This window comes from Bradyrhizobium septentrionale (genome assembly GCF_011516645.4).
GTDB lineage: Bacteria > Pseudomonadota > Alphaproteobacteria > Rhizobiales > Xanthobacteraceae > Bradyrhizobium > Bradyrhizobium septentrionale.
In genome coordinates this window covers 4,291,401-4,308,814 of the sequence record NZ_CP088285.1, presented here as the reverse complement: position 1 = coordinate 4,308,814, position 17,414 = coordinate 4,291,401, and the positions used below count along the sequence as shown (strand labels likewise).

Here is a 17,414-nt window from a genome sequence, read left to right as displayed (position 1 = left end):
CCCCACAATCGCGACGTAGGGGGTAACGCGTCGGCCGCCGAAGATGAGCGTCTTCAAGGTGATAGGCCGGAATCATCCCCATCTGGATCGGGCAGGCGCAGCGCTCCCATGCATTTGCCGGCGCGGCCATTTATAGTGGCGACCAGGCTCGAATCGCTCATCCGACATCCAATCCATGCCCGTCCGCCAGCTCCCGGAACAGCTCGTCAACCGCATCGCCGCCGGCGAAGTGGTCGAACGCCCTGCGAGCGTGGTCAAGGAACTGGTCGAGAACGCGATCGACGCCTGCGCGAGCCGGATCGATGTTTTCACCGACGGCGGCGGGCGGCGCCGGATCGGCATCACCGACGACGGCGGTGGCATGACCCGCGCCGACCTCGCGCTGGCGGTCGACCGCCACGCCACCTCCAAGCTCGACGACGAGGACCTGTTGCGCATCCGCACGCTCGGGTTCCGCGGCGAGGCGCTGCCGTCGATCGGCGCGGTTGCCAAGCTCGGCATCACCACGCGTCATGCCAGCGAACCGCACGCCTGGTCGCTGTCGGTCGAGGGCGGCGAGAAATCAGAGGTCATGCCGGCCGCGCTCGGCCAAGGCACCCGCGTCGAGGTCAACGAACTGTTCTACGCCACGCCGGCGCGGCTGAAGTTCCTCAAGACCGACCGCACCGAGGCGGAGGCGATCCGCGAGGTGGTGCGGCGGCTGGCCATGGCGCGCCCCGACATTGCCTTCACGCTGGCCGGCGAAGAGCGCGCACCGGTGACCTGGGCCGCGGCGCTGCCCGGGGCGGCCGGCCGGCTGACACGGCTCGGCGATATCCTCGGCGCGGATTTCCGCGCCAACGCCATCGAAGTCCGCTCCGAGCGCGAGGGCGTCGTGGTCGAAGGTTTCGCCGCCGCACCATCGCTGACCCGCGCCAATGCGCTCGGGCAATATCTGTTCGTCAACGGCCGCCCGGTGCGCGACAAGCTGATCCTCGGCGCCGTGCGCGCGGCCTATTCCGACTACCTGCCGCGCGACCGCCATCCCGTCGTGGCGCTGTTCGTGACCTGCGACCCGCAAGAGGTCGACGCCAATGTGCATCCGGCCAAGACCGAGGTGCGCTTCCGCAATGCCGGCCTGGTGCGTGCGCTGATCGTGCATGCTTTGAAGGATGGCCTCGCGCGCGAGGGCAGACGCACCGCGGCCAACACCGCCGACGGTGCGACGTTGCAGGCGTTCCGGCCTGCCTTCACGCCGCCGCGCCCGGGCAATTGGGACTGGCGCTCTTCGCCGTCATATCCGGTCAATCCGATGCGCGCGTTCGAGGGGACGGCGGCGCCGGCGTTCGCCGAGCCCGGACAGGCCGCCTTCGATGTCGGCACGCCGACCGCCGATGTGCGCTTCGAGGCGGCGCCCGCGCCCGATCTGCTCGACCGTCCCCTCGGGGCCGCGCGCACCCAGATCCATGAGACCTATATCGTCTCGCAGACCCGCGATGGCCTGATCGTTGTGGACCAGCACGCGGCGCATGAACGCATCGTCTATGAGAGACTGAAGGCTTCGCTGGCGAAGAACGGCGTGCAACGGCAGATCCTGCTGATCCCCGAGATCGTCGAGCTTGATGAGGCGACCGTCGAGAAGCTGCTCGACCGCGCCGAGGAGCTGGCGTCGTTCGGGCTCGCGATCGAATCCTTCGGCCCCGGCGCGGTCGCGGTGCGCGAGACACCCTCGCTGCTCGGCAAGGCCAATGCGGCCGGCCTGCTGCGCGACCTCGCCGAGCACATGGCGGAGTGGGACGAGGCGCTGCCGCTGGAGCGCCGCCTGATGCATGTCGCCGCCACGATGGCCTGCCACGGCTCGGTCCGCGCCGGCCGCCGCCTCAAGCCGGAAGAGATGAACGCGCTCTTGCGCGAGATGGAAGACACGCCGAACTCCGGCCAGTGCAATCACGGCCGGCCGACCTATGTCGAGTTGAAGCTGAGCGATATCGAGAAGCTGTTCGGGCGGAGGTAGGACTGCACACTCCGCTGTCATCGCCCGGCTTGCCGCCTTCGCTGGAGCTTCGGCGTGCCTAGGATCATAGGCCTCGTCGAAGCCTTGGCGTAGACGGGACCGGGCGATCCAGTACGCCGCGGCGATCGTGATCAGTCGAGAGGCCTCGGCGTACTGGATCACCCGCATGCGCGGGTGATGACAGCACAACAAGCGGTAACATTACGGCCTGCGCAAAAACACGAACTCGGTTTCGTCATACGCACGCCGCTCGAGCTCCTCGAAGCCCTCGGGCGCCGCGAACCCAGCAGCCTTTGCCTCCTCGACCACGAGCAGCGCGCCCGGCGTCAGCCAGCCGCCATTGCGCAGCGAGGCGAGCGCCTTGTCCGCGAGCCCCTTGCCATAGGGCGGATCGAGAAACACCAGCGAGAACGGCTCGACCGGATGCGCCGGCCCGAGATCGGTGGCATCGCGGCGATAGACCTTGGTCGTGCCGCCAAGCCCGAGCGACTCGACATTGTTGCGCAGCAGCGCCCGCGCCTCGGCGCCATTGTCGACGAACAGCGTGAACTTCGCGCCGCGCGAGACTGCCTCGATGCCGAGCGCACCGGTGCCGGCAAACAGATCGAGCACGCGCGCGTCCGCGATCGGATTATCGTAGGCGTGGATCAGGATGTTGAACACGGACTCGCGCAGGCGATCCGCGGTCGGGCGGATTTCGCGGCCCGACGGCGACGCGAGATTGCGGCCCTTCAGCCTGCCCCCGACGACACGCATTACGAAAACCACACTGGTACGGCACGGGCAGTCGGCTCCCTTCCCCCTTGTGGGGAAGGGTTGGGGACGGGGGTGCCCCACGGGCAGACCACCCGTGTGGCGCCCCCCTCCCTGGCCCTCCCCCACAAGGGGGGAGGGAACGGAGAGAGCGTTGATCGCATCGCAGCGAGTGAAGACGACACATCCATCGTCGCGAGCGCCCTACTCGTCCTTCGGCGTGAGATCGCGCTTGCCGTGATAGCCGCGCTTGGGCCGGCGCGGTGGGCCGTAGCCGCTGGCCTCGTCCTCGTTGCGGGCACGGGCTTCCTCGCTGCCGGTGCGCTGCACCAGCACGCGGCGGCCCTTGCGGTCAGCGATCACGGCCCGCTTCGCCACCGGCTTGGACGGCTTGCGCATGTCATCACCGTCGCCAGCGTCGCGCTGTTCCGGCCGGGTGAAGTCCGCACCTGCGACCTTGGCGATCTTCTCGCCGAGCTGTTCGCGCAGCACCCTTGTCTTGACCTCCTCGACCTTGCCCTCCTCGAGCTCGCCGAGCTGGAACGGACCGTAGGAGATCCGGATCAGCCGGTTCACCTCGAGTCCGAGATGCGCCATCACGTTGCGCACCTCGCGGTTCTTGCCCTCACGGATCGCGAACACCACCCAGACGTTGGAGCTCTGGTCGCGCTCCAGCGTCGCATCGATCGGCCCGTATTTGACGCCGTCGACCTCGACGCCGTCCTTGAGCTGGTCGAGCTGGCCCTGCGTCACCTCGCCATGCGCGCGCACGCGGTAACGCCGCAGCCATCCGGTGTCGGGATGCTCCAGCGTCCGCGCGAGCCCGCCGTCATTGGTGAGCAGCAACAGCCCCTCGGTGTTGAAATCGAGCCGGCCGATCGAGATCAGCCGCGGCAGGCCCTCGGGCAGATTGTCGAACACGGTCGGCCGCCCTTCGGGATCGGCATGCGTCGTCATCAGCCCGCGCGGCTTGTGATACATGAATAGCCGCGTCCGCTCGCGCGGCGGCAACGGCTTGCCGTCGACCGCCACGACATCGTTGTCGGTGATATCGAGCGCCGGCGAATTGATCATGCGTCCGTTGACCGTGACGCGCCCCTGGGTGACGATCTCCTCGGCATCGCGGCGCGAGGCGAGACCGGCGCGCGCCAAGACCTTGGCGATGCGCTCGCCGGATTTCTTCGGCTTCGGCTCGGGACGCTCGCGGCGGTCGTCGTAGGATCGCTCGCGATAGGCGCCGCGACCGCCGAAGGCCGGACGCTTCGCAAAGATCTCGCCGTCGTTTTCATTGTCGCGGCGCGGGCGGTCGGAGAAGCGGCCTTCGCTGCGCGGATGCTCCTGCCAATCGGTGCGGCCTTCGGGGCGCTCACGGCGGCGGTCGCCGCCCTCGTCACGATTCCCGGAGTCGCCGTCACGTCCCCAGCGCGGCCGGCTGAACTTCGGCCGCTCATGACGGTCGCCCTGCTCGCGATCGTCGCGGGAGCGGGAGAACCTGGGCCGCTCGCCGCCGCCGCGATCATCGCGCGGCTTGTCGTAACGCGGCTTGTCGAAATTGCGCGGGCCGTCACGGAACGGACGCGAACCACGCTCCGGACGATCGGAGCCGCCCTCGCGCTTCTGCCACGGCTTGGATTCGCCGCGCGGCGGCCGGTCGCCAAAGTCCTTGCGCGGGCCGCGGTCACCACGATCACGATCGCCCCCGCGATCCGCCGCACCGCGCTTGAACTTGCTGTCGCCGCCGAATTTCCGCGCGGGCCGGTCGCCGTCGCGCGAAGGCCGATCTCCAAACGATCGCTCGCCACGCGGCGTATAGGGCCGCTTCTCGCCGTCGCGCTCGCGCGGCGCGTAAGGCTTCTTGTCACCGAACTTCCGATCGGAAAACCGCCCCGCCGGGCGGGCGTCATCGCGATCGCGACGCGGCGCGCGGTCGTCGCGATTAAAGTTCGGGCGATCGCCACGCGGCGTGTAGGGGCGCTTTTCGCCGCCGCGGTCGTCGCGCGGCTTGAACGTGCGCTTCTCGCCATCGCCGCCGCGATCAAATCTCGGCCGGTCGCCACGCGGCTTGAAGCTACGCTTCTCGCCGTCGCCGTCACGCGGTGGCCGATCGCCACGGGGACGATCGTCGCGGTTGAACCTCGGTCTGTCGCCGAACTCGCGGCGCGGCGGACGGTCCTCGCGGTCGCCGCGATAGGGCCGCTTCTCGCCATCGCCCTTGCCGGCAAACTTCTTGTCGCCAAAGCCGCGCTTGGCGAATTTCTTGTCCGGTCCGCGGGCGGCGCCGGAGCGGCCCTTGCCACCGCCGGCGCGGCCTTGACCACCTCCGGGCCGATCACGCCGGCCGCGGGAATCGTTGTTTTTGTCGCTGTCGCGGGGCATGAATGTTCTCGCTGGACGTTCAATTGGGGTGCAAGGGGACGGGCCGTACGCGCCTGTTGGCAGCGCATTTGACGCAAAACCGGCATCCACTTTTGCTGAAGGCGAAGCTACTAGCAGGTTTCTGGCAATGATACGAGGCATGACAGCCCCTTCTTTCATGGATTTGGCGCTGAAAACGGCCGAAAACGCCGGAAAATCGGGCGAAGTTCCGATCGGATGCGTCATTGTCAGGGGTTACGAGGTGATCGCCACCGCTGGTAACCGCACCCTGACCGACCGCGACCCCACCGCCCATGCCGAGATCCTGGCGATCCGGCAGGCCGCTGACGCGATCGGCACCGAGCGGCTGGTCGATTGCGACCTCTACGTGACGCTCGAGCCCTGCACCATGTGTGCCGGCGCGATCTCGTTTGCCCGCATCCGCCGGCTCTATTACGGCGCCGCCGACCCCAAGGGCGGCGCGATCGAGTCCGGCGTACGCTTCTTCGCGCAGCCGACCTGCCACCATGTGCCTGAGGTCTATGGCGCCGTCGGCGAGCGTGAGGCGGCGACGTTACTGAAGGATTTTTTCAAGATGCGAAGGTAGGGGGCACACTCGCGCCTCCTCCCCACTGTCATCATCCGCGAAAGCGGATGATCCAGTATTCCAGAGACCGCAGTGATCAATCGATGGGCCGCGGCGTACTGGATACCCGCATTCGCGGGTATGACAGGTTCGCTTGTGGCTAGGCCGCCAGGAAAAACGCCCGCAGCAGCTTCGCCGTTGCGTCCGGAGCCTCCTCGGGCAGAAAATGCCCTGACGCCACCGGCGCGCCGCTGACATTGGTGGCCCAGTTCTTCCAGGTGTCGAGCGGCGTTGTCGCGGCACTGGCAACGCCGGCATCGCCCCACAGCGCCAGCATCGGGATCGTGATCTTCCTGCCGGCATCGACATCCGCCTTGTCGATCTCGTAGTCGGCATAGGCGCCGGCGCGATAGTCCTCGCACATCGCATGGATGCGGGCGGGATCGCGGAACGGCGCGAGGTAGTGCTCGAGCGCGCGCGGATCGATCGCATCGAGCGTCTTGTTCCTGGTCTGGCTCGCCATCTTCTCCTTGAGGAAGAATTCGCCGTGGCCGGAGATCAGCGTCTCCGGCAGCGGATAGGGCTGCGCCAGGAAGGCCCAGTGGTAGATCTTCAGCGCCGAGAGGCGATTGAGCTTCTGCCAGTAATCATAGGTCGGCGCGATATCGAGCACCGCGAGCTTCGACAGCCGGCCGGGATGATCGAGCGCGAGGCGGTACGACACCCGGCCGCCGCGGTCGTGGCCGGCGAGCGCGAAATGCACATGGCCGAGCTGCTCCATCACCTCGACCATGGTCTTGGCCCAGGCCCGCTTGGTGTAGGGCGTATGGTCCTTGTCGCTGTCCGGCATGTCGGACCAGCCATAGCCCGGCAGGTCGGCGATGATCAGCGTGAACTTGTCGTCGAGTTTCGGCGCCACCGTGTGCCACATCACATGGGTCGAGGAGAAGCCGTGCAGCAACAGCAGCGGCGGGCCCTTGCCGCCGACGCGGGCGAAGATGCGGCCCTGCGAGGTATTGATCCATTCGGAGGCATAGCCGGGAAAAAGATCAGCGAGATCAGGCATCGGTGGCTCCCTTCCCTGTCGCGGCCGCGCTGCTTCAAACTTTGTTCGGCGTTGCCGCTGCTTTCGGCGAGGTTTATGCCATCCTCAAGCCAAGCCAACAACAACATGAAACGAGGAAGTGCCATGTCGATCGATTTCGAGATTCCCACTGAGGCCAAGGCGATCCGCGAGAAGGTCCGCAAATTCGTCCACGACGAGTGCATTCCGGCGGAAAAGGAACTCGACACCAAGCCGCTTGCCGAGGTGCTGGGACCGCTGCGCAAAAAGGCCCGCGCGCAGGGCCTGTGGTGCCCCTTCGTGCCGAAGGAGTATGGCGGTATGGGCCTCGGCCCGCTGGCGAACGCCCTGGTGCAGATGGAGCTCGGCGAGAGCATGCTCGGCGCGCTCTCGATGAACACGCAGGGGCCGGACGACGCCTCGATGATGACCATCCTGGCGCACGGCACCGAGTACCAGAAGGAAAAATTCCTCAAACCCCTGTTGAACGGCGAGAAGCGCATCTGCTTTTCAATGACGGAAAAGGCCGCCGGCGCCGATGCCACCGGCATGCAGACCACCGCGGTGAAGGACGGCAACGAGAACTACATCCTCAACGGCGAGAAATGGTTCTCGTCGTCGGCGAGCGTCGCCGACATGGCGCTGGTGATGGCGAAGACCGATCCGAACGCGCCGCGCCACAAGCAATACTCGACCTTCATCGTCGAGCTGCCGAATCCCGGCTACCGCATCAAGCGCAACGTCGCGAACATGGCGATCGAGGGTCCGCATGACGACGTGATCCATGGCGGTCACTCCGAGATCGAGATCAAGGATCTGAAGGTGCCCGCCGACAATCTGCTCGGCGGCGAGGGCAACGGCTTCAACATGGGCCAGCACCGCCTCGCCTACGGCCGGCTGCGCCACGGCATGCACAACGTCGCCAAGGCGCAGCGCGCGCTCGACATGGCGGCCGCCCATGTCACCAAGCGCTCGACCTTCGGGCAGTTGCTGGCCGACCGCCAGGCGGTGCAGTTCATGCTCGCCGACTGCGCGAGCGAGCTCTATATCGGCCGGCTGATGCTGCTGCACATCGCCTACAAGGCGGAGAAGGGCCTCGATATCCGCCAGGAGAACTCGATCGCGAAGATCTTCCATGCCCACATGGTGCACAAGGTGATCGACACCGCGATCCAGCTCCACGGCGCGCTCGGCTTCAGCCAGGATACGCCGCTGGCGAAATGGTACACCCAAGTGCGCTCGCAGCGGCTGGTCGACGGCCCCGACGAGGTGCACAAGTGGAAGATCGGTAAGAACGTCATCAAGGCGTTCCGCGAGCACGGCACCACCGCATCAGCGGCGGGCGGGGATTTGCTGTAGTCGGCGGCGCCGTCCCACACACCTATCGTCATTGCCGGGCTTGACCCGGCAATCCATCTCACGAAAAGACTCTCGCGAAGGCGATGAATGCGCGGGTCCCGGCTACGCCAAGGCTTCGCCGAGGCTCTCGCACGCTGGCGCGCCGGAGCTTTAGCGGAGGCGGCAAGCCCGCGCATGACGGGCGAAGCGAGTGGAGCGCGTTAGCCCCGCTCCGCCTCCACCGCCTGCCACGCAATATCGCGCCGGCAGAATCCGTCCGGCCATTTGATGCGATCGACCGCCTGGTAGGCGCGGTCGCGCGCCTCGGTGACCGTCGTGCCCATCGCGCAGACGTTCAGCACCCGCCCGCCATTGGCGAGAATGGCGCCATCCTTGGCCACCGTGCCGGCGTGAAAGATCTCGACGCCTTCGACCTTGGCGGCCTCATCGAGCCCTTCGATCCGCGTGCCCTTGAGGTAGTCGCCGGGATAGCCCTTGGCCGCCATCACGACCGTTAACGCCGGTTCGTCGTACCAGCGCAGATCGAAATGTTTCAGCTGCCCCTCGCAGGCGGCGAGCAGCGCCGGCACGATGTCCGACATCATCCGCAGCATCAGCACCTGGCACTCGGGATCGCCGAAGCGGACATTGTACTCGAACAGTTTTGGGCCCTGCGCCGTGAGCATCACGCCGGCGTAGAGCACGCCCTTAAACGGCGTGCCGCGGCTCTTCATCCCGGCGACCGTCGGCAGGATGATCCGCGCCATGATCTGGTCGTGGATCTCTGGAGTCACGAATGGCGTCGGCGAATAAGCGCCCATGCCGCCGGTGTTCGGCCCCTTGTCATGATCGAACACGCGCTTGTGGTCCTGCGCGGTCGCCAGCGGAATCGCGGTCTCGCCGTCGCACAACGCGAAGAAGCTGATCTCGCGGCCGGAGAGGAATTCCTCGATCACGACCTCGGCGCCGGCCGAACCGAACGCGCCCTCGAACATCATCGTAATCGCCGCTTCCGCTTCGAGCAGCGTCTTCGCGACCACGACGCCCTTGCCGGCCGCAAGGCCGTCGGCCTTGACCACGATCGACGCCCCCTGCGCACGGACATAGGCCACCGCGTCCTTGGCATTGTCGAAGCGGCGATAGGCGCCGGTCGGAATGTTGAACTCGCTGCAGAGGTCTTTTGTGAAACCCTTGGAGCCCTCGAGCTGGGCGGCCTGCTTGCTGGGTCCGAATGCCTTGATGTCGACGGCGGCGAGATCATCGACGATGCCGGCGGCGAGCGGCGTCTCCGGGCCAACCACCACCAGATCGACCGCGTTGCCCCGGCAGAACTCGATCACAGCGGCATGGTCGGCGACATCGAGCGCAACGCATTCGGCCTCACGCGCGATCCCGGCATTGCCCGGCGCGCACCAGAGTTTCGTCACCAGCGGGGATGCTGCGATCTTCCACGCCAGCGCATGTTCGCGGCCGCCGGAACCGAGCAAAAGGATGTTCATCAGATACAGGCTCGAAAGGGTATGAGACCCGTGTCGGTCGCACGAATCCCCGCCGGCCTGCAAGGGGCGAGGCGGCCGATTCCCCCGTCATTCCGGCTCACGGCTGCTTGCCGGCGATGATCTCCTGCAAGGTCGCGACATGGCGGGCGAAGGCGCCGCGGCCGGCCGCGGTCGCGGTCACCGTGGTCTGCGGCTTCTTGCCGACGAAGGCCTTGTCGATCGAGACATAGCCGGCCCTGGCCAGCGTCTCGATATGGGCGCCGAGATTGCCGTCGGTGGCGCCGGTCAGCTTCTTCAGCCGGGCGAATTCCAGCCCGGTCGAAACCGGCAAGGCGTTGAGCGCCGCCATGATCCGCAGCCGCAGCGGCTGGTGGATGATCTCGTCGAGTTCGGCCATCGCGTCAGATCCGGCGCATCCAGAGGCCGCCGAGCATCAGCCCGCCGCCATGCACCACCGCCATCCATAACAGGAACGGCGGCCCGATATAGTAGTAGCCGATCAGCGTCAGCGCGCTGGTGCAGGCGGCGATCACGATGAAGGCGTAACCGAACCACACGCCGGCGATGGCGTAAAACAGCATGCCGTAGAGCACCCAGAACACGATCATCTGGCGCGGTCCGAAATGGCCAAGCATGACCGAACAATAGACGCCGAACACGCCGATCAGCAGGAAGCTGATCGTCGAACGGATCGGAAAGGTGCGATTGCCGGAGCGGAGGTTGATGACGAAGCCGACCGCGGTGCTGATCGCAAGGCCGCTGAGATTGGTGACGGTCCAGATCGTGTAACCCTGCCGGGGCCAGAGATGGTTGGCGATGTAGGCCACGAATAGCAGCACGCCCCATAGCGTGATGATGATGCTCGCGATCTGATAGATCCGCGACTGACGGACGCGCTGGACGACGTCGTTGATGTCGGCCAGCGCCGCGCTGGCCTGCTCGCTGTCGATCATGTCGCCGCTCCGCTTGGCTCGGCGAGTTTGGCGGACACCGGCGGCGCTTCCGCCGGCGGGCGATATTTCCCGATCAGGATATAGCCGATCGTCATGCTCACGATCGACAGGACGAAAGCGGTCAGCCCGATCTGCCCACGCGTCATCGGCGGCAGCAGACGCACCACGATTTCCGTCGACGCGGCCGAAATCAGCGACACATAGGACCAGGAGATGAAGTAGTAGTGTTTCCGTTTCCAGTTCGCCGGCCGCGGGCTGCGCAGCAACGGAACGATCGCTGCCACGATGCAGGCGAAGTTCACGATCGCGCCGACATGGAACAGGTTGAAGCGGCCGCTGAACTGATAGACCAGCATCGCTGTCCCGTCGGCGACCAGCATGGCGTAGACGTAGAGATAGCCGCGCGCCCGGTGGCCCGCACCGCGCTTCGGGCGCAGGAACTGGATCAGGCCGACACCGATGCACAGCATCGCCACGACGGCGTGGATGGCGCCTGCCGCAGAATGGACGAAACCTGCCAACGTCACATGCGACATCATCGCTCTGCCTCTAAACGAGGGCGTCATCTGTTTTATATAGAGAACTCTGTATCACAGAGTATATGCACAAACAAGCCCTCGGATTGGCGATGTCCCGCAAAAGTCCCTACGTTGCGTTGAAGCTCACAAACAGCCGAATCACCTGCAAATGACTGCTGCTGCGCCTAATCTCGTCAACGCGCCTGAATTCACCGTCTCGGAACTCTCCTCCGCACTGAAGCGGACGGTGGAGGACCGCTTCGGCCATGTCCGCGTCCGCGGCGAGATCTCCGGCTTTCGCGGCCCGCACTCCTCCGGCCACTGCTATTTCGCGCTGAAGGACGAGAACGCCAAGATCGAGGCGGTGATCTGGAAGTTCGCCCACGCCCGCATGCGCTTCAAGCCGCAGGAAGGCCTCGAGGTTATCGCCACCGGCAAGCTGACCACCTATCCGAACTCCTCGAAGTACCAGATCGTCATCGAGACGCTGGAACCGGCCGGCGTCGGCGCGCTGATGGCGCTGATGGAGGAGCGCAAGAAGAAGCTCGCGGCCGAAGGCCTGTTCGACGAGGCGCGCAAGCAGCTGCTGCCGTGGCTGCCCGAGGTAATCGGCGTCGTCACCTCGCCGACCGGTGCCGTGATCCGCGATATCCTGCATCGCCTCGAGGACCGCTTTCCCCGCCGCGTGCTGGTCTGGCCGGTCAAGGTGCAGGGCGACGGTTCGGCCGAACAGGTTGCGGCCGCGATCCGCGGTTTCAACGCGCTGCCGGAGGGCGGCAGGATTCCGCGGCCTGATCTGTTGATCGTCGCGCGCGGCGGCGGCTCGCTCGAGGACCTCTGGTCGTTTAACGAGGAGGTCGTGGTCCGCGCTGCGGCCGAGAGCCATATCCCGCTGATCTCGGCGGTCGGCCACGAGACCGATATCACGCTGATCGACTTCGTCGCCGACAAGCGCGCGCCGACGCCGACCGCCGCCGCCGAGATGGCGGTGCCGGTGCGCAGCGAGCTGTTCGTCGAGGTCGCCGCACTCGCCCGCCGCACCATGGTGTGCTGGCAGCGGGCGCAGGAGGCCCGCCGCACCGAGCTGCGCGCCGCGGCGCGCGCCCTGCCCGCCGCGAATGAACTGCTCGCGATCCCGCGGCAGCGGCTCGATCATCTCGGAGCCGGGCTGCCGCGCGGGCTGAAGGCCAACACGCACGCGCATTTCCGCCGCTTTGCCGCAACGAGTTCCCGGCTCACCATCGGCGTGCTGCGCGGCCAGGTCGCGCATGCCAGGCAGCGGCTCACCGCCTCGGGCGAGCGCATCACGCTGTCGGCGCGAGCGCTGCTGCATCGCCGGCGCGAGCGCTTTGGCGGGCTCGAGATCCGGCTCAAGGCCTCGAAGCTCGCCAATGCCAAGGCCCAACGCAACGCGATCGCGCGCGATCTCGAGCGCACCCACCGTCTCGCCGAACGCGCCCGGCGCGCACTGCTGACGACGATGCAGCGGCTGGAGGCGCGGGTCGCCCATCGCGGCCAGCTGCTGTCGGCGCTGTCCTATCGCGGCGTGCTGGCGCGCGGCTTTGCGCTGGTGCGCGACGACCAGGGCCACGCACTGCATTCCGCCGCGGCGGTCGGCCCGAACGCCGGCCTGTCGATCGAATTCGCCGATGGCCGCGTCGCCGCCACCGTGAATGCCGATCAGCCGCCGGCGACGGTGGCGCCTGAGAACCAGGGCAAGCCGCAGCCGCGTGAGGCGAAACCCGCTGCGCCGAAGCGGGTCGCAAAGCCGGTCGATCAGGGTAGCTTGTTTTAGCGCGCCAGCCACTCGGCGACTTGCTTCTGCGCATCCTTGCGCGCATCCGCATCGGTGCCGACGTGGCCGCGCTCGGCGATGTCGGCGTCGGAGGCCGCGACCGCGTGCAGCGGCAGGTTCGCCCGGTCGAAGTCGTGATACGCCTCGGGGTAGACCACGATCCGCGCCAGCGCGCTGCGGCCATGCGCGGCTTCGACCATCTGGTGACAGGCAGATGATGACGTGACATCGTCGCGCGCGCCGATCAACACCAGCGTCGGCACCCGCGCGCTCCAGCCGAGACCGAACGAGGCGCGGCAATCCGGATAGAACGCGACCGCCGAGCGGAAATCCGGCTCGGCATTGCGTGACCCCAGCTGCGGCCGCACCGCCCACAGCAGGGCGGCTGCGCCGTTGCCCCAGCCGATCAGGCTGATGCGGCTCTTCGCGACCCATTTCTGCTGCACCAGCCACTGCCGCGCCGCATTGATGTCGGCGACCCGCGAACGGCGGGTCTGGACCTGATGCTCCCGGATGCGGCACTGCGGACCCAGCTCGCGCGAGCCGTAGCTGTCCGGCAGCAGCACCGCATGGCCGGAGGTCAGCAGCTGTTCGGCCCAGTCGCGATAGCGCGGTGCGACCTGCTCGGAGTGGCCGCCGAGACCGCCGCAGCCATGCAGCGCGATCACCGTCGGGAACGGTCCGTCGCCATCGGGCCGGTAGAGCTGCGCATGCAGCGTGACATTGCCGTCGGGAATCTCGACCTGATGCGGGGCCGGGAGCGGCGCTGCGGCCGCGGCCGGCACGGCAAGCATCGCGAGACACATGAAAACTGGCTTGAGGCGCATCCGATCCGGCCGGCTCGTCATGGCGCTGCAAACGCGGCGAACCACACGTGTAACGCTACCATGCGCTTCCGCCGCCAAATCATCACAAGTGGGTGGTTTAACGGGCGGACATGACCCCCCATCTGTGATAGACGACTTCATGAATATCCAGGAGGCCTCGTCAGAGGCAAGGCGGAGAGCTCAATCGTGCTGAACAAGTTCGGTCCCTCGGGCCATGGCGAAGCGCAGGTGCAATATCTCGACGGCGATTTCCGCGTGATCTCGCCCGGCACCTTCGTGCGTTGCGCCATCACCGACGTCCGGATTCCGCTCGACGAGCTCAAGTACTGGAGCGTCGACCTGCAGGAGGCCTACGCCACCCCGACCGCCGTGCTGCAGCGCCACCATCCCGGCGTGCTCAAGCCGCAAGCCTAGACTCACGCGCGCAGCCTCCGGTCCCGCGCCTTGAACAGCTGATCGGTCACCAGGCGCCGCAGCGCGCCGGCGTCGGCGAATTGCAGCGTCACCGCGAACGGCACGATCGTCTTCGCCGCATCGGTGCCGCGCAACCGCGCGAAATCCTTCTCCGTCGTCACCAACGTCAGGCCATTGTCTCGCCCGTCAGCGACGAGCTGATCGATCTCGTCCTTCGTGAAGGCGTGGTGATCGGCGAAAGCCCTGCTCCGCACGATTTCGACGCCGCTCGACCGCAGCGAATTGAAGAAGCGCGCGGGATCGCCGATGCCGGCAAAGGCGAGCGCAGGCGTGCCGCTCAATGCCGCCAGCGACGCCGCGTCCGGCGTCAGATGCGCCGACAGCACCGGCTTGCCGCGGGAGGCGATCTCGGCCGCGATGTCCTGCGCTGCGCGCCACTCGCCGACCACGATCAGCGCGTCGGTCCGCTCCAGCTGCGGCGCCAGCGGCGCACGCAACGGTCCGGCCGGAATGACGCGGCCGTTGCCGATGCCGCGCGTGCCGTCGATCACGATCAGGCAGCAATCCTTCGCGACCGACGGGTTCTGGAAGCCGTCATCCATCAGGATCACGCTGGCGTTCTGCGCCCGCGCCAGCGCCAAGCCGGCGGCGCGGTCGCGCGAGACCACGACCGGCAATGTCGCCGCCATCATGAGCGGCTCGTCGCCGACATCTGCCGCGGTGTGGCTGTCGGAATTGACCTTGACCGGGCCGGCAAGCCTGCCGCCATAACCGCGGCTGAGCACCACAGGCCGTTCGTCGAGCTCGCGCAGCAGTTTTGCCAGCGCCAGCACGGTCGGCGTCTTGCCGGCGCCGCCGACATGGTAATTGCCGACGCAAAATACGGGGATGCCGGCGTCGATGCCGGCGCCCTGCATGCGCCGCGCGGCCACCGCGCCGTACAGCACGGCAAGCGGTCTCAACAGTTGCGATATCCAGGACGACGGCCGGTGCCAAAAGCCCGGCTCACGCATTGGCGGCTCCCATCTCGAGCCGCAACTGCAACAGATAGGGCTCGAGAGCGGTCACCGTGCGCTCCAGCGCACCACCGAGTTGTTCGACGACGCGCTCGGAGGCGCCCAGCGAGGTGTCGCGGGCCGCGGGATCGGCGAGAAACTGGCCAAGCTGCTTGACCAGCGCCTCGCGATCGTCGGCGCGCCGCGCGCCGCCGGCACGATCGAGTGCGTCATAGACGTCGGTGAAATTGAAGACGTGCGGACCGTGCACGATCGCAGCGCCAAGCTTGATCGCCTCGATCGGATTCTGGCCGCCATGGGCGACCAGCGAGCCACCCATGAACACGATCGGCGCCAGCCGGTAGAACAGGCCGAGCTCGCCCATCGTGTCGGCGACGTAGATATCGGTGGTCGCAACCGGCAGGTCCTCATGCGAGCGCATGCCGGGGCGCAGGCCGGCCTCCGTCACCAGCCGCGCCACTGCCTCGCCGCGCGCGGCGTGCCGCGGCACGATCACCGTGAGCAGCCCGGGGAAGAATCCGGCGAGCGATTTGTGCGCCTCGATCAGGATTTCTTCCTCGCCGGGATGGGTCGAGGCGGCGACCACGATCGGGCGGCCGCGCGTCACCGACATCAGCCGCTCCAGCTTGGCGGGATCGGCCGGCGGCGCCGCGACGTCGAGCTTGAGGTTGCCGGTGACGACGACATTCCGGCTGCCGAGCGCGGCAAAACGCTCGGCGTCGGTGTTCGACTGCGCGAGGCAGATGTCGAACCGTCCAAGCAGCGCCCCGATGGTGTTGGACACCCGGCGCCAGCGCGGGAACGAGCGTTGTGACATCCGCCCGTTGATCAAGACCATCGGCAGCCGCCGCGCCGCGCACGACAGGATCAGGTTGGGCCACAGGTCGGACTCGATGAACAGCGCCAGCGACGGATGCCAGTGGTCGAGGAAGCGCGTCACATAGCGCGGCGAGTCATACGGCACGTATTGGTGGATCACGTCGGGCGGAAAGCGCTTGGCCACGATCGCGGCCGAGGTCACCGTGCCCGAGGTCAGCAGAATGCGCAAATTGAGCGCGCGCAACCGCTCGATCAGCCCTGCCGCCGCCAGCACCTCGCCGACGCTGGCGCCGTGGATCCACACCAGCGGCCCCTGCGGCCTGACATCGGCGCTCATGCCGCGCCGCTCGTCGACGCGTTCGGGATCTTCCTTGCCGAGTTTGAGCCGCCGCTTGATCAGGGCAGGCGCGAGCGGCACCATCGCGGACGACAGCTTGCGGTACACACGCAACGTCATCGGTAGCGAGCTAGCCAAGCGTTGCCTCCGGCCGCCCGACGGCTGCATAGGCGCGTCGGGTCGCTTCGTTGAGCAGGTTCTCCACGCGCTGCCGAAGCTTTTCCATCGTCGCGGCATCGGCATCGGGCGGCACATAGACCGGCTCAATACCTACCACTGCGCCGCGCCCGAATGGCAAATTGATGGTGGTCGAATCCCAGTTTTTCAACCGGATGAATCGGCTGGTGACCATCGCAAAGGGGATGATCGGCCGGCCGCTCTCCCGCGCCAGCATGATGGCGCCGAGACCCGCCACCCGCGCCCGCTTCGGCACGTCGGCCGTGGTCGCCATGTTGCAGCCGTCTTCCAGCGTCCGAACCATCTCAAGGAAAGCGCCGACGCCGCCCTTGCGATGGAACGCGCCGGAATGGTCGCCGGAACCTCTGATCGTGCCGATCCCGAGCCGCTCCACCGCCAGCGCGTTGAACTCGCCGTCGCGGTGGCGGGAGATCAGGACCTTGGCACGGTAGCTCTCCTTGGTCTTGATGAACGGCGTCATGAAGTGCTGGCCGTGCCAGAACACGAAGATCGCCGGCATCAAGGGCTCGACGATCCCGTACACGTCAGGAGGCTGGTAGCTGAAGCGGTTGGTGTGCCAGACTAGCCGCAGATACTCGGCCGCAAGCACACCCAGCACGCGCTGCACGAAGCCGCTGCGCAGCAGATCGCGAAGTAGTCGTTTCAATGGGAGTGCTTTGTGTCCTGCTCAGGATCGAGCAACCGGTGGAGGTGAACGACGAAATAGCGCATCTGGGCGTTGTCCACGGTCTGCTGCGCCTTCGCCTTCCAGGCCGCATGGGCGGTCGCATAGTTCGGATAGACGCCGACGATCTCGACTTCGTCCAGGTTCTTGAAGGTGTTGTGCTCGAGATCGGTCAACTCGCCGCCGATGACGAGGTGGAGCAGCTGCGGCTGGGCATTGTCTGACATGATGGTTTTTCCTAACGAGATGCCCGGCAAAGTCGTGGTCGTCACAAGTCTGGTCGTCA

Annotated in this window: 17 protein-coding genes; 5 read left to right on the top strand and 12 right to left on the bottom strand. The window is 66.8% G+C overall.

From position 1 onward, the window contains the following. Window positions 1–175: 175 nt before the first annotated feature. Window positions 176–1,993, top strand: a complete 1,818-nt coding sequence (gene mutL / locus HAP48_RS22215; protein ID WP_166209902.1) for a DNA mismatch repair endonuclease MutL — start codon at window positions 176–178, stop codon at window positions 1,991–1,993. Between the two features lie 201 nt (window positions 1,994–2,194). Here mutL and rsmD read toward each other — a convergent pair whose 3' ends face one another. Both rsmD and HAP48_RS22205 read right to left on the bottom strand, forming a co-directional pair. Beyond that, window positions 2,195–2,749 (bottom strand): 16S rRNA (guanine(966)-N(2))-methyltransferase RsmD, encoded by a 555-nt coding sequence (rsmD, locus tag HAP48_RS22210; protein ID WP_166209905.1) that lies wholly within the window; start codon window positions 2,747–2,749, stop codon window positions 2,195–2,197. Window positions 2,750–2,950: 201 nt separating this feature from the next. Beyond that, entirely contained in the window at window positions 2,951–5,122 is a 2,172-nt protein-coding gene (locus tag HAP48_RS22205) for a pseudouridine synthase (RefSeq protein WP_166209908.1), read from the bottom strand. 139 nt (window positions 5,123–5,261) lie between these two features. On the opposite strand from HAP48_RS22205, the gene HAP48_RS22200 reads away from it, so the two are divergent. Beyond that, window positions 5,262–5,708, top strand: a complete 447-nt coding sequence (locus HAP48_RS22200; protein ID WP_224496542.1) for a nucleoside deaminase — start codon at window positions 5,262–5,264, stop codon at window positions 5,706–5,708. 139 nt (window positions 5,709–5,847) lie between these two features. Here HAP48_RS22200 and HAP48_RS22195 read toward each other — a convergent pair whose 3' ends face one another. Beyond that, window positions 5,848–6,753: an alpha/beta fold hydrolase gene (locus HAP48_RS22195; RefSeq protein ID WP_166209911.1), complete on the bottom strand. Its 906-nt coding sequence runs from the start codon at window positions 6,751–6,753 to the stop codon at window positions 5,848–5,850. Between the two features lie 123 nt (window positions 6,754–6,876). Between HAP48_RS22195 and HAP48_RS22190 the strand changes: the two genes are divergently transcribed. Next, window positions 6,877–8,109, top strand: coding sequence for an acyl-CoA dehydrogenase family protein (locus HAP48_RS22190; protein WP_166209914.1), 1,233 nt, complete (start codon window positions 6,877–6,879; stop codon window positions 8,107–8,109). A 200-nt stretch (window positions 8,110–8,309) separates the two neighbouring features. Here HAP48_RS22190 and purD read toward each other — a convergent pair whose 3' ends face one another. The 4 genes from purD to HAP48_RS22170 all read right to left on the bottom strand — a co-directional run bounded on the left by purD (window position 8,310) and on the right by HAP48_RS22170 (window position 11,079). Then, window positions 8,310–9,587, bottom strand: a complete 1,278-nt coding sequence (purD, locus tag HAP48_RS22185) for a phosphoribosylamine--glycine ligase (RefSeq protein ID WP_166209917.1) — start codon at window positions 9,585–9,587, stop codon at window positions 8,310–8,312. A gap of 97 nt (window positions 9,588–9,684) precedes the next feature. Further along, window positions 9,685–9,984 (bottom strand): winged helix-turn-helix domain-containing protein, encoded by a 300-nt coding sequence (locus tag HAP48_RS22180; RefSeq protein ID WP_166209920.1) that lies wholly within the window; start codon window positions 9,982–9,984, stop codon window positions 9,685–9,687. A 4-nt stretch (window positions 9,985–9,988) separates the two neighbouring features. After that, complete coding sequence (locus tag HAP48_RS22175; protein ID WP_166209923.1) at window positions 9,989–10,540, bottom strand: hypothetical protein; 552 nt, start codon at window positions 10,538–10,540, stop codon at window positions 9,989–9,991. Beyond that, window positions 10,537–11,079 (bottom strand): DUF2306 domain-containing protein, encoded by a 543-nt coding sequence (locus HAP48_RS22170; RefSeq protein WP_166209926.1) that lies wholly within the window; start codon window positions 11,077–11,079, stop codon window positions 10,537–10,539. Before HAP48_RS22170 ends, HAP48_RS22175 begins: the two co-directional genes overlap by 4 nt. 148 nt (window positions 11,080–11,227) lie before the next feature. On the opposite strand from HAP48_RS22170, the gene xseA reads away from it, so the two are divergent. Continuing rightward, the gene (gene xseA, locus HAP48_RS22165) at window positions 11,228–12,853 is read left to right on the top strand and encodes an exodeoxyribonuclease VII large subunit (protein WP_166209929.1); all 1,626 of its coding nucleotides are present in this window, start codon (window positions 11,228–11,230) and stop codon (window positions 12,851–12,853) included. On the opposite strand, the gene HAP48_RS22160 is transcribed toward xseA, so the two are convergent. Beyond that, entirely contained in the window at window positions 12,850–13,680 is an 831-nt protein-coding gene (locus HAP48_RS22160) for a dienelactone hydrolase family protein (RefSeq protein ID WP_175612409.1), read from the bottom strand. The genes xseA and HAP48_RS22160 overlap by 4 nt on opposite strands. A 186-nt stretch (window positions 13,681–13,866) precedes the next feature. Between HAP48_RS22160 and HAP48_RS22155 the strand changes: the two genes are divergently transcribed. Next, a complete protein-coding gene (locus tag HAP48_RS22155) occupies window positions 13,867–14,094 on the top strand; it encodes a DUF2093 domain-containing protein (protein WP_016848019.1) in 228 nt (75 codons plus the stop codon). 2 nt (window positions 14,095–14,096) lie between these two features. Here HAP48_RS22155 and lpxK read toward each other — a convergent pair whose 3' ends face one another. From lpxK to HAP48_RS22135, 4 genes are read right to left on the bottom strand one after another with little or no spacing between them, the layout of a single operon-like run. Beyond that, complete coding sequence (gene lpxK / locus HAP48_RS22150; protein WP_166209935.1) at window positions 14,097–15,107, bottom strand: tetraacyldisaccharide 4'-kinase; 1,011 nt, start codon at window positions 15,105–15,107, stop codon at window positions 14,097–14,099. Further along, window positions 15,100–16,434, bottom strand: coding sequence for a 3-deoxy-D-manno-octulosonic acid transferase (locus HAP48_RS22145; protein WP_166209938.1), 1,335 nt, complete (start codon window positions 16,432–16,434; stop codon window positions 15,100–15,102). The genes lpxK and HAP48_RS22145 overlap by 8 nt, the downstream gene beginning before the upstream one ends. Continuing rightward, window positions 16,397–17,110: a lysophospholipid acyltransferase family protein gene (locus tag HAP48_RS22140; RefSeq protein ID WP_166209941.1), complete on the bottom strand. Its 714-nt coding sequence runs from the start codon at window positions 17,108–17,110 to the stop codon at window positions 16,397–16,399. Before HAP48_RS22140 ends, HAP48_RS22145 begins: the two co-directional genes overlap by 38 nt. Beyond that, complete coding sequence (locus tag HAP48_RS22135; protein ID WP_166209944.1) at window positions 17,107–17,355, bottom strand: DUF4170 domain-containing protein; 249 nt, start codon at window positions 17,353–17,355, stop codon at window positions 17,107–17,109. Before HAP48_RS22135 ends, HAP48_RS22140 begins: the two co-directional genes overlap by 4 nt. Window positions 17,356–17,414: the final 59 nt, after the last annotated feature.

What these genes read in the sequence shown, in the direction of transcription:
- mutL (WP_166209902.1), top strand. Translation starts at nt 176, where the DNA reads ATGCCCGTCCGCCAGCTCCCGGAACAGCTCGTCAACCGCATCGCCGCC.
- rsmD (WP_166209905.1), bottom strand. Translation starts at nt 2,749, where the DNA reads ATGCGTGTCGTCGGGGGCAGGCTGAAGGGCCGCAATCTCGCGTCGCCG.
- HAP48_RS22205 (WP_166209908.1), bottom strand. Translation starts at nt 5,122, where the DNA reads ATGCCCCGCGACAGCGACAAAAACAACGATTCCCGCGGCCGGCGTGAT.
- HAP48_RS22200 (WP_224496542.1), top strand. Translation starts at nt 5,262, where the DNA reads ATGACAGCCCCTTCTTTCATGGATTTGGCGCTGAAAACGGCCGAAAAC.
- HAP48_RS22195 (WP_166209911.1), bottom strand. Translation starts at nt 6,753, where the DNA reads ATGCCTGATCTCGCTGATCTTTTTCCCGGCTATGCCTCCGAATGGATC.
- HAP48_RS22190 (WP_166209914.1), top strand. Translation starts at nt 6,877, where the DNA reads ATGTCGATCGATTTCGAGATTCCCACTGAGGCCAAGGCGATCCGCGAG.
- purD (WP_166209917.1), bottom strand. Translation starts at nt 9,587, where the DNA reads ATGAACATCCTTTTGCTCGGTTCCGGCGGCCGCGAACATGCGCTGGCG.
- HAP48_RS22180 (WP_166209920.1), bottom strand. Translation starts at nt 9,984, where the DNA reads ATGGCCGAACTCGACGAGATCATCCACCAGCCGCTGCGGCTGCGGATC.
- HAP48_RS22175 (WP_166209923.1), bottom strand. Translation starts at nt 10,540, where the DNA reads ATGATCGACAGCGAGCAGGCCAGCGCGGCGCTGGCCGACATCAACGAC.
- HAP48_RS22170 (WP_166209926.1), bottom strand. Translation starts at nt 11,079, where the DNA reads ATGATGTCGCATGTGACGTTGGCAGGTTTCGTCCATTCTGCGGCAGGC.
- xseA (WP_166209929.1), top strand. Translation starts at nt 11,228, where the DNA reads ATGACTGCTGCTGCGCCTAATCTCGTCAACGCGCCTGAATTCACCGTC.
- HAP48_RS22160 (WP_175612409.1), bottom strand. Translation starts at nt 13,680, where the DNA reads ATGCGCCTCAAGCCAGTTTTCATGTGTCTCGCGATGCTTGCCGTGCCG.
- lpxK (WP_166209935.1), bottom strand. Translation starts at nt 15,107, where the DNA reads ATGCGTGAGCCGGGCTTTTGGCACCGGCCGTCGTCCTGGATATCGCAA.
- HAP48_RS22145 (WP_166209938.1), bottom strand. Translation starts at nt 16,434, where the DNA reads ATGCAGCCGTCGGGCGGCCGGAGGCAACGCTTGGCTAGCTCGCTACCG.
- HAP48_RS22135 (WP_166209944.1), bottom strand. Translation starts at nt 17,355, where the DNA reads ATGTCAGACAATGCCCAGCCGCAGCTGCTCCACCTCGTCATCGGCGGC.